The 13108-nt window shown below is 64.1% G+C and carries 12 protein-coding genes; 1 reads left to right on the top strand and 11 read right to left on the bottom strand.

The features are described 5' to 3' along the window. The 10 genes from L0G76_RS09785 to L0G76_RS09740 form a co-directional block, all read right to left on the bottom strand. Positions 1-3697 (bottom strand): efflux RND transporter permease subunit (locus L0G76_RS09785; RefSeq protein WP_304357081.1); only part of this gene is annotated, 3697 nt, incomplete at its 3' end. A 200-nt stretch (positions 3698-3897) separates the two neighbouring features. Continuing rightward, positions 3898-5193, bottom strand: a complete 1296-nt coding sequence (locus tag L0G76_RS09780) for an MFS transporter (RefSeq protein ID WP_009883390.1) — start codon at positions 5191-5193, stop codon at positions 3898-3900. Next, a complete protein-coding gene (locus L0G76_RS09775; protein ID WP_180959243.1) occupies positions 5190-6008 on the bottom strand; it encodes a nitroreductase family protein in 819 nt (272 codons plus the stop codon). The genes L0G76_RS09780 and L0G76_RS09775 overlap by 4 nt, the downstream gene beginning before the upstream one ends. Beyond that, positions 6009-6539, bottom strand: coding sequence for a peptide-methionine (S)-S-oxide reductase MsrA (gene msrA, locus L0G76_RS09770; RefSeq protein ID WP_009883388.1), 531 nt, complete (start codon positions 6537-6539; stop codon positions 6009-6011). Next, complete coding sequence (locus L0G76_RS09765) at positions 6532-7722, bottom strand: hypothetical protein (RefSeq protein ID WP_069599670.1); 1191 nt, start codon at positions 7720-7722, stop codon at positions 6532-6534. The genes msrA and L0G76_RS09765 overlap by 8 nt, the downstream gene beginning before the upstream one ends. A gap of 67 nt (positions 7723-7789) precedes the next feature. Next, positions 7790-8455 carry a peptide deformylase gene (locus L0G76_RS09760; RefSeq protein WP_009883386.1) on the bottom strand — a complete coding sequence of 222 codons (666 nt, stop codon included), beginning with the start codon at positions 8453-8455 and terminating at the stop codon, positions 7790-7792. A 22-nt stretch (positions 8456-8477) separates the two neighbouring features. Further along, complete coding sequence (locus L0G76_RS09755; protein WP_096160400.1) at positions 8478-9281, bottom strand: HpcH/HpaI aldolase/citrate lyase family protein; 804 nt, start codon at positions 9279-9281, stop codon at positions 8478-8480. 8 nt (positions 9282-9289) lie between these two features. Next, positions 9290-9793, bottom strand: coding sequence for a MaoC family dehydratase (locus tag L0G76_RS09750; protein WP_009883384.1), 504 nt, complete (start codon positions 9791-9793; stop codon positions 9290-9292). A 159-nt stretch (positions 9794-9952) separates the two neighbouring features. Continuing rightward, positions 9953-10438, bottom strand: a complete 486-nt coding sequence (locus L0G76_RS09745; protein WP_069601286.1) for an SRPBCC family protein — start codon at positions 10436-10438, stop codon at positions 9953-9955. Between the two features lie 23 nt (positions 10439-10461). Next, a complete protein-coding gene (locus tag L0G76_RS09740; protein WP_009883382.1) occupies positions 10462-10773 on the bottom strand; it encodes an ArsR/SmtB family transcription factor in 312 nt (103 codons plus the stop codon). A 127-nt stretch (positions 10774-10900) separates the two neighbouring features. On the opposite strand from L0G76_RS09740, the gene L0G76_RS09735 reads away from it, so the two are divergent. Further along, complete coding sequence (locus tag L0G76_RS09735; RefSeq protein WP_009883381.1) at positions 10901-11722, top strand: HAD-IIA family hydrolase; 822 nt, start codon at positions 10901-10903, stop codon at positions 11720-11722. A gap of 45 nt (positions 11723-11767) precedes the next feature. Here the strand turns inward: L0G76_RS09735 and L0G76_RS09730 are convergent. Beyond that, positions 11768-13108: phospholipase D-like domain-containing protein (locus L0G76_RS09730; RefSeq protein WP_304357080.1), on the bottom strand; the 1341-nt coding region annotated here is incomplete at its 5' end.

Raw genomic sequence — 13108 nt, 5'->3', positions numbered from 1 at the left:
CGGGGCCCTCATCGTGGTCAGGACGCTCAACCGCGGTGTCCGAAGCCGACGATGACGCCTCGCCCCGCTCATCCTGTTCGCCGCCGGCAGTAGGCTCGGCCGTGGCCACTGACCCCGCCTCGGCTGTGGATTCCCTCTCCTTGCCTGAGTCGGCGCGGTGCGTCGTGTCCGTGCGCTCCCCGGCTCTCGCCTCGGCGACGTCGAGCACCTGGCCACGGGCCATGTTCTTCACGTGCTTCTTCTCCGCTCGTCGTTCCTTGGCTCCTTCGAGCAGGAGGTAGAGGACGGGCACGAGGATGAGCGTGAGCAGGGTCGAGCTGATGAGGCCGCCGATGACGACGATCGCCAGCGGCTTCGAGATGAACACTCCCCCGCCGGTCAGACCCAGCGCCATCGGCACGAGCGCGAAGATCGTGGCTGCCGCGGTCATCAGGATCGGACGATAACGCAACCGGGCACCGTGGACGATCGCCGCCCGCAGATCAACGCCTCGAGCCCTGAAGTGGTTGATCAGGTCGATGAGCACGATCGCGTTGGTGACCACGATGCCGATGAGCATCAGCAGACCGATCATCGAGGTCAGACCCAGCGGAGTGTCAGTCAGCAGCGACAGCGCGATGGAGCCGGTGGCCGCGAACGGAATCGAGACCAGCAGGATCAGCGGCTGCAGCAGCGACTTGAACGTGGCGACCATAATGACGAACACGATGAGGATCGCGGCGAGCATCGCAAGTCCCAGCTGGGAGAACGCTTCGTTCTGCTCCTGCGTGGCACCGCCGGTGTCGACGCTGACCGAGTCGGGGATATCAACGTCGTTGAGTGCCGACTGCACATCGGCCGACACCGTTCCCAGGTCATCGCCTGCAGGGGTCACCGATACCGTGGTCGAACGCTGCGAGTCCGTGTGACGGATCGTCGGTGCGGTCTTGACCTCTTTCACCTCGGCGACGTCACTGAGTTCGATGAACCGAGGCTCAGACGTCAGCGCCGGAGCACCTGCCATGGCGCCCGGATCACCGGCCGCGCCAGCGTCACCACCGGCACCGGCTCCACCGGCACCACCAGCACCGCCGGACGCATCCGCGCCGCCTTCGGCTCCACCGGCACCGCCCGCAGCTCCGGCACCACCGTCTGCTCCACCAGCGGCACCGGCAGCGCCACCAGCGGGCGCCGTCTCCTCCGGTTTGCCGGGGATCTTGAGGTCGCGCAGTTCATCGACTGTGTCGGCGTTGCGGTCGAAGAGGAGCACCGAGTGAGAGACGTTGTCGATGACGACTTCGCCGATGTTCTGGCCGTGCATCGCCCGCTGCACGTACTGACCGATCGAGGCCTCCGTGAGGTTCTCCTCGGCGGCCTTCTCATGATCGACCTTGACCTCGATGACGGGCTGGACGGCTTCGAGGTCGCTGGTCACCGACTGAGTCCCGGGAACGCCTTCGAGCTTGTCGGTGACGGTCTTGGTGGCGTCGTCGAGCTCTTTGACATCCGAGGCCGAAAGGGTGACGTCGATCGTCTGGGCTCCGGGCGTCGAGCTCTGGCTCTGCACCTCGACCTGCCCGACGTCGCTGAGATCGTCGAACTCCTTCTGCAGCTCGTCGGAGATCGACTGCGCCGAGACTCCCGACTTGGAGGTGATGATGTAGGTGCCGGTGATCGACGAGTCGTCAGTGAACCCGAAGGTGCTTCCACCGACGGAGAGCTGATAGGACTCGACGTCGCTGTTGTCCTCGAGGATCTTCTCGACCGGCTCGGCCTGCTGCGAGGCCTCATCGAGATCGGTGCCGGGGTCGAAGGTCTGCGAGACCTGCAGACTGTCCTGACCGGTATCGCCGAAGAGCTCGGTCTTCAGCTGCGGGACCATCGCTCCCGTCCCGATGAGGAGGAGGACGGCGACCAGGATCATCACGACAGGATGTTTGGTGGAGAACGAGATGACCGGCATGTAGGTCTTCTGCAGCCGTGTCACCGGAGAATGCATGCCGGCAAGCTCATCGACCTCGCCTGCTTCCTCATCGGTAGCACCGTAGTGGGGCTCCGCCGAGGCGGTGGCGGCACCGGCAGTGGTCGCCTCGGTGCTCGGCTCATCGTGACGGCCGGCGGTGAGGATGTCCTGCTTCTTGGAGGCCTTCTTTGCGGCCTTCTTCTCGCTGCGCCATTCGGAGAGCATCCCCTTGCGGCTGCGCCGGATCTCCTTCTTCTCCGCGCGGGTGAGCTTGACCTTGGCCTCACGTTGCCGCAGGAACCAGTAGGCGAGGACGGGCACAATGGTCAGTGCCACGAACAGGCTCGAGAGCAGGGCGATGGTCGCGGTCAGGGCGAAGGGGCGGAACATCTCGCCGGTCTGGCCGGAGACGAAGGCCAGCGGCAGGAACACGGCAACGGTCGTCAGGGTCGATGCGGTGATGGCGCCGGAGACTTCGGAGACGGCGGCAAGGATGTTCGCGAACTTCTCACCGCCCGAGGCGTGCCGTCGTCGGATGGCTTCGATGACGACGATCGAGTCGTCGACGACGCGTCCGACCGAGATCGTCAGCGCACCCAGGGTCAGCATGTTCAGGGTCTCCCCGCCCATCCACAGACCGACCATGGCGATGAGCAGAGACAGCGGGATCGAGATCGCTGTGATGATGGTGGCGCGGACCGAGAGCAGGAACACGAGGATGACGAGGACCGCGAAGAACAGTCCCAGTCCGCCTTCGACGAGCAGATCGTGGATCGACTGTTCGATGAATGGTGCCTGATCGAAGGCGGAGACGAACTCGGTGTTGTCCCCCATCGACTTCTCGAGTTCGGGCAGCTTCTCGGACACGGCAGCGGAGACGTCGACGGTGTTGGCGTCGGATTCCTTCATGATCGACACCGACAGCGAGGGCTGGCCGTTGGTGCGCGAAATCGATTCGACGGGCTGGTTCTCGATCTTGACGTCGGCGACGTCGGAGAGCTTGATCGGGTCGTCCTTGCCGCTGATGACGAGATCCTTGATGGCATCAACGGAGCGGATGCGGGTTCCGACCTCGACCGGTGCCGTGCCCTCATCGCTCTTCAGCTCGCCCGCCGAGGTGGGGATGCCGTTGGACTGGAGAATGCCGGCGATCTCGTCGAGGTTGGCTCCCTCGTCTTCGAGGTCGTCACGACGGATCGTGACCTCGACCTGTTTGGTCTTCGCACCGGCGATCATGACCTGAGAGACGCCGTCGACCTTCTTCAGCTCGGGTTCGGCGATGTCCTCGAGGTTGGCGGCGAGCTTGTCCTCATCGGCGTCCGAGGTCACGGACAGCGCGAGGACGGGAATGTCATCGGTTCCGGCCGTATTCACGGTGGGTTCGACACCCTCGGGCAGCGTGGCCTGGACCTGCGAAACCGCGCGTTGGAGGGACTTGACGACGTCGTCGGAGTCCTCGCCGTACTTGGTGCTCACGGTGATCGAGGAACTGCCCGCCGAGGACGTCGAAGTCATGTCCTCGACCTCTGGCAGCGCCGTCAGCGCACCTTCCAGGGGGTCGGTGACCTCTTGTTCGACGGCCTCCGGGGTTGCGCCCTCGTACGAGGAGGTGACCGTGGCTTGGGGGTTTTCGAGGGAGGGGAAGAGCTCCTGTTTGAGAGCTCCCGCCCCGATGATGCCGAAGATGATGGCGACGACGGAAATGAGCGCAATGAGCGCACGATTTCGCAGACTCAAACGGGTCAGAAAACTCACGTGGTGACTCTCTAGTCGGTGTGCACCCGCAGAGATCGACTGCAGGGGGATGGTGCTCCGTGAACCAATACTAGTGATTCACACTATCCAAATCACGTGAGCAGACCCTGAGTGCCTGCGTGCCGACGAGCAGCGTGTACCTGTGCAGACGAACTGATTACCCGCGCGCTGATAAGCAGCGTGTACGCGTGCCGTGAGACTCAGCTCAGATCGTCGTCGATCCGCTCGTTCTGCTCTGCTTTGCGCACCACGCGGGGCCGGGTTTCACGACCTGTGAACCAGTAGGCAGCGGCCAAGATACCGAGGATTCCGGTGAGCATGAACGCCCAGGAGTAGTCGAAGTGATCGACGACGACTCCGGCGATGATGGGTCCGAGGATGGCTCCCGCATCGAGGGCCATCTGATACTTCGCCAGGACACGGCCGCCCTTGCGATCGCGGCCGATGACATCGGCGACCGTGGCCTGCTGAGCGGGGTTGGCCAGCCCCGAACCGATGCCGGCGACGACGGAGAGGATGAAGAACAGCCAGATCGAGTCGGTGAACGCCAGGGCGGAGGTGCTCACACCGAGGACGAGCAGCCCCCATTGGATGAAGGGTTTGCGCCCATAGGTGTCGGCGAATCTGCCGACGACGGTGACTGCTGAGGCGTTGCCGATCGCGAACATGGTCAGCGCCAGACCGGCGACCGCGGTGTCTGCCCGCAGCGCTTGGATGGCGAAGAGCGGGTAGATGGCCACACGGATGCCCATGGCCGACCAGCCCTGGACGAACGCGGAGATCAGAGCAGCGCGGTAGGCAGAGTCGGCCCACGCCTGTTTGAACGTCATCACCTCCATCTGCGTCTCGTCCTTCGTCGCCTCCAGGCGAGCGCGACCGAGTTTGGTCGAGGAGCCTTCCGAGGCAGTGGAGGCGAGGAAGATGCGCACCACGATGGCGGCGATGAGGAGACCGACGGCGTAGATGATGAAGGGGATGCGCATGCCCCACCCGGCCATCGCTCCGCCGAGGACGGGGCCGGCGATATTGCCGACGAGGAAGGCCGTGGCATAGGTGCTCGAGGCCTTGGCTCTCGCGTCGATCGGTGCCAACCGGATGATCAGGGCCATGGCGGAGACGGTGAACATCGTGGACCCGATTCCACCCAGTCCGCGGAAGACGAGCAGCTGCCAGTAGCTTTGGGCGAAGGCGACGGCCGCGGTGGAGGCGGCGACGATGAGGAGGCCGGAGATGTAGATGCGGCGTTCTCCGAAGGCGTCGACGAGGCGACCGGAGGAGGGTGAGAAGACGAACCGGAAGAAGGCGAAGGAGGAGACGACGATCGTGGCGGCGGTGACTCCGAAGTTGAAGCTCGCGGCGAACTGCGGAAGCACAGGGGCGATGATGCCGTAGCCCAACGCCACGATGAAGGCCGCGGCGACGAGGACGTAGATCTCCTTCGGGAGTCTGCGTGAGGAAGCAGTCGGTTCTAACTGCGCGTCATCGTTGTCTGTCACAGGGTATCGAGGAACTGCTCGGGGTCCGGCAGCGGCCGAGTGCTGTTGGGCAGACGCTGTCGGTAGCGTTCGGGGACCGCACCGATGTAGAGCCAGCCCATGAGCAGTTCGCTCTCTTTCAGTCGGTGGAGTCTGCGCACGGCAGGTTCGTTGGTGAGGTTTCCGCTGCGCCACATGACGCCCCAGCCGGCCTGCCACAGGGCAAGCTCGAGCAGGTGACCTGCCCCGGCGGCCGTGGCGTGCTGTTCCCATTCGGGGACCTTCGGGTTGTCCTGTGGGGAGGCGACGAGGGCCAAGAGGAGTTCTGCCCGCAGCGGCTTCTCGTTGATCTCACCGGTCTTGCGCTGGACGTTTCCTGCTTCGTCGAGGGCCTCGCCGAGGCGGTTCCGATCGTGTCCGCGGATGATGATGAACCGCCAGGGCTTGAGCCCTTTGTGGTCGGCGACCGAGGAGACTGCATGGATGAGTTCTCGCAGATCGGCGTCGTTGGGAGTCTCCGGACCGAGCTTCGAGATGGACCGACGAGTGGAGATCGCGTGCAGAACGGGGTCAGCGACGATGTCGATCGAACTCGGCACAGAATAGTCCGGGCCCACCGGACGGGACGCCGCCGACGCCGCTGTCTCTGATGAAGAGGATGCCGAAGCCTCAGCGTCGGTCGATGGCGCAGAGTCCGTCGCCGACGGCTCTGCGCCCAGCTTCCTCGCCCAGGGGCCGGTCTGGCCGTCGAGGAAGTGCGCGCGCACGCGATCCCTCGTCACATCACAGGCGCCGACGTCTTTCTGACGCCTCTTCTTGCCCGCCTTCTTCGACATTCAGCTCACCCATTCCGCAAACGCCTCCCGTGCATGGGACAGCTTCGGATCAATGATGACACGGCAGTACCCGTTGTTGCGGTTCTCGGTGTAGAAGTCCTGGTGGACAGCCTCGGCGGTGTGGAAGACACCCAAAGGCTCAAGGGTCGTGACGATCGGAGCCTCGAAGAGTCCCTGTGCCTCGGCGATGGCGGCTTCGAAGCGCGCCTTCTCCTCCTCGTCGGCGTAGAACATGGCCGACCGGTACTGGGTGCCGACGTCATAGCCCTGAGCGTTGAGGCTCGTGGGGTCGTGCCCGGTGAAGAAGAGGCCCAGGATCACGCTTTCGGGCACGATCTCGGGATCGAACGTCACCTGAAGCGCCTCGGCGTGGCCAGACGTGCCGGAACATACTTCGCGGTAGTGCGGGTTCGGCGTATGGCCTCCGGTGTATCCGGAGATCACCGAGGTGACTCCAGTGGTCCGCTGGTAGACGGCGTCGAGGCACCAGAAGCATCCGGCGCCCAGAGTCAGGGTACGAAGTTCACTCATATTCCGTACAACCATGATGTGTGCCAGTTATTCCCGCTTCCGCACCCGGTGCCTGCTGCTGGTGCTCGTGGTGGCAGTTGGTGCGGTCAGCGACGAAGGTCAGCTGATTGGGCTCAGGCCACTGGGCGAGAGTCAGTGGCCCGTCGTCGAATTCCTCATCCTCGACCTCGAAACTGCTCGAATAGCCGACCCCGTCACCGCCGAGACCGAGCGGATGCAGCGTCCCTGACTTCGCCGCAGTCGACAGTTCGGCGGACGTCCGGGGCGGTGAGTCGGCATCGGTGCCGAAGAGATTGAGACTGCTGAGACGACCATCGACGATGTCGAGCGTGAGCTCCAGTCGCGCCGACGCATCTGCGTCCTGGGTGCCGACGACGGGGTAAGTCTGCTGTGCCGGGACGATCAGTGCGGACGACGCCTCTGGGTAGACGTCGATGTTCGAGACATCCTCGTCGCGCAGCAGTTCGGCGAGCTGCCGCGCATCCAGGGTGATGGGTTCATCGCCCGGATGCTGTGTGCGCGAATAGGTCACCCACACGAAGAATCGTGCGGATTTGAACTGTGCTCGCGCCGTATCGGCGGCTTCGGCAGAGACCGGATGCGGCTGTGCGAGCAGCTGATTGACTGCTCCGCGGATATGCTCCGGCAGTTCGATCTCGACCGGAGCGTACTCCAGGTCCTCGATCTGGTCGTGCTCCTCGAACTTGTCGAGGAGGGCCGCACAAGCGGCGACGAACGTGCCGCTGGCCGCTGCGCCCAGTCCTCGCCCGAAACCGGTAGGAAATTTGGCGTCAATCGTATCGGCGAAGTTCTGGGTCGGGTGCCACAGTGCCCAGCTGAAGGCACCGGAGGCAAACGCGGTGGTGAGATTGCGAAAGGACTGAGCCTTCTCCGCCTGCTCCCTCGGGTCCACCGTCGAGTACCGGACGGCTTGTCCTTCGTCCTCCTCGCCAGGCCCCCACACTGCACCCAAGTCGAACTCACCGTCGAGCGGTCCCGCGAAGGCCTTCGTTCCAACGATCCAGGTCAGCCCCGCATTGGCAACCGCATTGCCCAAGCGTGCCGCACGATCGTGTTCAGGCGCGAAGTCACGGCTGCGCACCAGAGCGAGGGCACTGGTTCCGGCAACGGCGATGGCACGGACAAGACTGCGATGACGAGGCGAGATATCGGGAAGATGCATGCGTCAATCGAAACATGGCTGCTTGTGCCGATCATGGGAATCGCCCCGGAAGGCGAGTTCTCCGGTCTCAGAGGAGCATCGAACTGGGCAGAGTGAATCCGAGCTCGCTGGCCGCCTGCTGGGTCGAGGGTTGGTTCCAGAATTTTGCCACCGAGGTGTTCGTCGACAGGGATCGCATCTCTGCTTTGTCGAGGTACATGATGCCGTCGAGGTGATCGGTCTCGTGGGCGACGATGCGTGCCGACCATCCGGCGACCACCTCGGCGATGGGCGTGCCGTTGAGATCAACGCCGGTGAGCTCGATCGAGCGCGGTCGGGCGACGACCGCCTGGTAGCCGGGGATCGACAGGCAGCCTTCGAAGAAGGCGACGTTCTCCGAGGTGGCGGGGGTGTATTCGGCGTTGAGGACGACGCGCAGGGGCATCGGGGACCGCTGTCGCACCTCGGCGGTCTCCGGGTCGAGGCTGCCGGGATCCTCTGCGACGAACATCGACAGACCGATGCCCACCTGCGGCCCGGCCAACCCCACGCCAGGTGCGGCGAGCATGGTTGCCCGCATCACCTCGGCGAGTTGGGCCAGTTCCGCGTCGTCGACCTGCCCGTCGAAGGGACGGGTGGTCTGCCGCAGGATCGGATCGCCGGCTTCGACGATCGGGGCCACTCCCCCGCCTGCTTCAGCGGCGGCGAGGACGGCGCGGATCTGGGCGGCGACGTGGGCATCGGCATCGTTCATGGGCATGACGCTGTCAGCTCAATCAGACGTCGCGGGCGACGATGAGCTCGGCGTGCTTGAGCAGCGGTGCGTCGATCATCTTGCCCTCGTAGGCAAACGCACCCTTCTCGGACTTCGCGAGTTCGAGCACGGCCTTCGCCCAGGTCAGCTGCTCTTCGCTGGGGCGGAAGGCATCGCGGACGACGGGGACGTGGTTGGGGTGGATGGAGACCTTGCCGCTGAAACCGGACTGGACGGCGTCCTCGGCCTCCTCAGCCAGGCCCTCGAGGTTCGGGATGTCGGCCCAGATCGAGTCGAGGGCGAACTTGCCGTGGGCGCGGGCGGCCAAGAGGGTCGAGTTGCGCACGTGTTTGGCCACGTCGCGGTAGCTGCCATCAGCGGTGCGCGAGGATCCCCCGCCGAGGTCGGCGATGAGGTCTTCGGATCCCCACATCAGTGCGTAGGCGTTGGCAGCGGCGGCGATCTCGGCGACGTTGACGGCACCCAGTGCCGTCTCGATCAGGGCGATGACCTGGTAGTCGGCGAGGACCGTGAGGTCGGAGGCGTGCTCGGCCTTCGGCAGCATGACGGCCGTGTAGGCGGTCTTCGCCAGCATCGCCAGATCCTCGCCGAGGTGGTCCGAATCTCGAGCATTGATGCGCACCACCGTACGGGTGGGGTCCAAGGGGTAGTCGATGATCGACTCGCGGGCAGCGGCTTTGTCACCGTCGTTGACGGCGTCCTCGAGATCGAGGATGACGATGTCGGAGCGTTCGGCGGCCTTTGTGTAGCGGTCGGGGCGGTCACCGGGGACGAAGAGCCAGGCCGGTTTGAATTCCAATGTCATCGTGGTGCTCACTTTCCTGTCTCGGGCGCTGTGTCTGCGTGGCTGGAGTCGAACATCATGGTCTGGCGCACGGCCTTGGCCACGAGCGTTCCGTCCTGGTTGTAGCCGCGGTGTTCCAAGGTCACGATGCCCTGGCCGGGACGGGACTTCGACGCGCGTTTGTCGAGGATCGTCGTCTCCGCATACAGGGTGTCGCCATGGAAGAGCGGGGCCGGGAAGGCGACCTCGGAGAAGCCGAGATTGCCGACGATGGTGCCCTGCGTCAGCTGCGTGACCGAGAGGCCGATGAGGGTGGAGAGTGTGAACATCGAGTTGACGAGGCGCTGGCCGAAGGGCTCTGTCGCTGCGAAGGCCGCGTCGAGGTGAAGGGCCTGCGTATTCATGGTCACGGCGGTGAACCAGGTGTTGTCCGCCTCGGTGATGGTCCGGCCCGGTGCATGCTTGTAGATCGCGCCGACTTCCATCTCGTCCAGCCACAGACCTCGTTGTTCGATGACCTTCTGCTCACTCATGCGTCACTCCTCTGTGTCACGTGTGTCTCTGACCACTTGTCGTGATGCGAGCTTATCGTCTGCCGCCCGACGGCAGGCAGTCAGGGTCCCTGCGTGGGATCCTGACTGCCTGCGGCCGGCTTAGCTGCCGATTTCACCCGAGCAGCACGGTTGGCGATCTCAGTTGGCGATCTCGGCCTCGAATACGTTGAAGGCGGAGTTCCAGCCGTCGTAGGCGCTGGCGTCGGAGCCGGAGTCGTTGGGAATGCCGGTCAGAGCGAACGTCATCCGGGTGGTGTTCGCATCGATCTCCTCGAACACGACGCTGACCTGCGGAGCGTCGTCGACATCGTCGGGACTTCCCCAGGTGAAGTCGAGCCGGTGAGGCGCGTCGATTACCAGGTATTTGCCCGCGGTGGGGAATTCCTGTCCTGTCTCCTCGATGCGCATGGTGTAGGTGTAGAGACCGCCGACGCGCAGGTCGACGCTGACGGACTCTCGTGGCGTGACCAATGTTTCCGGATGGAACCAGCGGGCAATGACATCGGGATTGGTCCAGGCTTCCCAGACACGGTCTCGTGGTGCGGCGAAGTCTCTCACGATGGTGAAGCCGGGCTCCTCCGTCGTCGGCTGCGCGGTGTCGGCGGCTGTGCTGTTGTGGTTCATGATGATTCTCCTCCTTGAGTCGATCATTTCTCCTCGGCCAATACCTGGTCGAGGTTGTCGAATCGCTGCTGCCAGTCCTCGTGTGCTGCCATCAGCCACTCGTTTGCGGCCGACAGCGGCCCAGTGTTGAGATGCACGATTCGTCGCTGTGCGCTCTTGACCCGGGTGATCAGCCCCGCGTCCTCGAGCACCTTGAGATGCTGTGAGACCGCCGATCGGCTGATCGGCAGCGGTTCGGCGAGGTCTCCGGCGCTGAGGTCACCGTCGCGCAGACGATCGACCATCGCCCGCCTGGTCGGATCGGCCAGAGCACCGAACAGAGCATTCAAGTTCATTTCAGCACTTCCTTAATTAAGGGATTACTACAATACGCCGGTGTGATGAGCTGTCAAGGGTTTTCGCTCAAACCCGACTAGGCTAGGAGACAGCCGTAAGGGCTCGCCGACTATCTTCAGGAGAGACATGGACCGCGACTCGATCGAATGCTGGTTGACCGACATGGACGGTGTCCTGGTCAAGGAGAACAATCCCCTGCCCGGCGCGGCCGAGCTCCTCGCGCAGTGGCGTCAGGCCGACATTCCCTACCTGGTACTGACGAACAATTCGATCTACACCGCCCGAGACCTCTCTGCTCGGCTCCGCTCGAACGGCCTCGACGTTCCCGAGTCGAAGATCTGGACCTCGGCGATGGCCACCGCAGACTTCCTGTCGAACCAGGTCGAGCACGGCACCGCCTATGTCGTCGGTGAGGCGGGACTGACCACCGCCATCCACGAGGCGGGGTTCATCATGACCGAGAAGGATCCGGACTTCGTCGTCGTCGGCGAAACCCATTCCTACTCCTTCGAGGCGATCACCAAGGCGATCCGCCTCATCCAGGGCGGTTCGCGCTTCATCGTGACCAACCCCGACGCCACCGGCCCCAGCCCTGAAGGTGTCCTCCCTGCCACCGGCGCCATCGCCGCCCTCATCACGAAGGCCACGAACCGTGACCCCTATGTCGTGGGCAAGCCGAACCCGATGATGTTCCGCTCCGCACTCAATCAGATCGGCGCGCACTCGGTGAGCACCGCAATGATCGGCGACCGAATGGACACCGACATCATTGCGGGAATGGAGGCAGGCATGCACACGGTGCTCGTTCTCTCAGGCATCTCCACCGCCGAGGATGTGCGCCATTTCCCCTTCCGCCCCAACGAGATCGTCAACGGAGTCCATGACCTCCTCGACGTCCCCCTCGATCAGCGGGATTCACTGGGACCCGACGCCACCGGCTCCGCCTGAGGCGCCCCGCGGGACACCGAGCCAACTCGCCTCAGCGAACTCGACTCACTGCAGTGACGAAGTCAGGCGCATGACTGACTCCAGGTAGCGGCGGATGTAGGGTCGCTGCTCCCATTCGTCGAGGGAGAGCTCACTGCTCTCGGCCTGGTACTCGGCGACCACCTCGGCGATGTCGTGGACGAGGTCACCGCCTGTCGTGAGCAGGCTGATCTCGTAGTTGAGGCCGAATGAGCGCATGTCCAGGTTCGACGAGCCCATCACCGCGTACTCATCGTCGACGATGAGGCACTTGGTGTGCAGGACCTGCGGCTTCGGGTAGCGGAAGATCCGCACTCCGACTTCCAGCAGCGACCGGTAGTACGAGGCCTGGGCGAAGTCGACCATGAACTGGTCGGCCTGTTCGCTGACGTAGAGTTCGACGTCGACGCCGCGCTCGGCGGCGGTGACGACGGCGGCCAACAGGGACTCGTCGGGCACGAAGTACGGGCTGACGATCGCCAGACGCTTCTGCGCCAGGTATATCAGCGAGGTGAAGACTTTGAGGTTGGGTTCGGTGGTGAAGCCCGGGCCCGAGGGAACGAGCTGCATGGCGCTCGTCTGCCCACCCACGTCCGGTAGGTAGGCATCACGATCATAGGTCCTGATCCCCAAGGCCTCATCGCATTCGGTGTACCAGTCGGTGGCGAACACGGCCTCGACGGCGGCGACGATGGGCCCGGAGAGTTCGACCATGATGTCGTGCCAGGCCCGGCCGATCTTCACGTTCGACTTCTTCAGGTACGAGGAGTCGATCATGTTCTGGGACCCCATCATCGCCTTCTTCCCGTCGACGACGAGGAGCTTGCGGTGGTTGCGCAGGTCAATGCGCCGGGCCTTCCCACGCCAAGGGATGAAGGGCAGCATGAGGTGCCAGTCGATTCCGCCCTTGGTCAGACGCTTGCCGAGGCGGTGGAATCCCGGATACTTCCGCGAGCCGATGTGGTCGAAGAGGACCCTGACCTTCACACCCCGGTCAGCGGCACGTTCGAGTGCGCGGAAGAAGACGTCGGTCGTCGAATCCCAGGCCATGATGTAGATCTCGACGTGCACGTATTCGCGCGCCTCATCGACGAGTTCTGACATCCGCTTGATGCTGGCCTCGTAGTCGCTGGTGACACCGTGGCTGTCGCCGGTGACCATCGGCAGAGCCGTGAGCCTGCGCCCCAGCTGAGCGATCGACACGAACCCGGGGGCAGTCTGCAGCGACGGGGGCACGTCGGGCAGGTCGTCGGCACCCTCGTGCATGAGCTCATCGGCCTGCGCCTGAATGCGTGCCCGACGCCGATTGATGTAGGGGCTGCCGAGCATGAGGAACAGCGGGATCCCGACGATGGGGACGAACAGGAT

It is taken from the genome of Brevibacterium picturae (assembly GCF_030453725.1).
GTDB classification, from domain to species: domain Bacteria; phylum Actinomycetota; class Actinomycetes; order Actinomycetales; family Brevibacteriaceae; genus Brevibacterium; species Brevibacterium sandarakinum_A.
This window is presented reverse-complemented; position numbering and strand designations above follow the sequence as displayed.

Coding starts and splice junctions, on each gene's coding strand:
- L0G76_RS09775 (WP_180959243.1), bottom strand. CDS start 6,008: ATGTCGAAGAAGGCGGGCAAGAAGAGGCGTCAGAAAGACGTCGGCGCC.
- msrA (WP_009883388.1), bottom strand. CDS start 6,539: ATGAGTGAACTTCGTACCCTGACTCTGGGCGCCGGATGCTTCTGGTGC.
- L0G76_RS09765 (WP_069599670.1), bottom strand. CDS start 7,722: ATGCATCTTCCCGATATCTCGCCTCGTCATCGCAGTCTTGTCCGTGCC.
- L0G76_RS09760 (WP_009883386.1), bottom strand. CDS start 8,455: ATGAACGATGCCGATGCCCACGTCGCCGCCCAGATCCGCGCCGTCCTC.
- L0G76_RS09755 (WP_096160400.1), bottom strand. CDS start 9,281: ATGACATTGGAATTCAAACCGGCCTGGCTCTTCGTCCCCGGTGACCGC.
- L0G76_RS09750 (WP_009883384.1), bottom strand. CDS start 9,793: ATGAGTGAGCAGAAGGTCATCGAACAACGAGGTCTGTGGCTGGACGAG.
- L0G76_RS09745 (WP_069601286.1), bottom strand. CDS start 10,438: ATGAACCACAACAGCACAGCCGCCGACACCGCGCAGCCGACGACGGAG.
- L0G76_RS09740 (WP_009883382.1), bottom strand. CDS start 10,773: ATGAACTTGAATGCTCTGTTCGGTGCTCTGGCCGATCCGACCAGGCGG.
- L0G76_RS09735 (WP_009883381.1), top strand. CDS start 10,901: ATGGACCGCGACTCGATCGAATGCTGGTTGACCGACATGGACGGTGTC.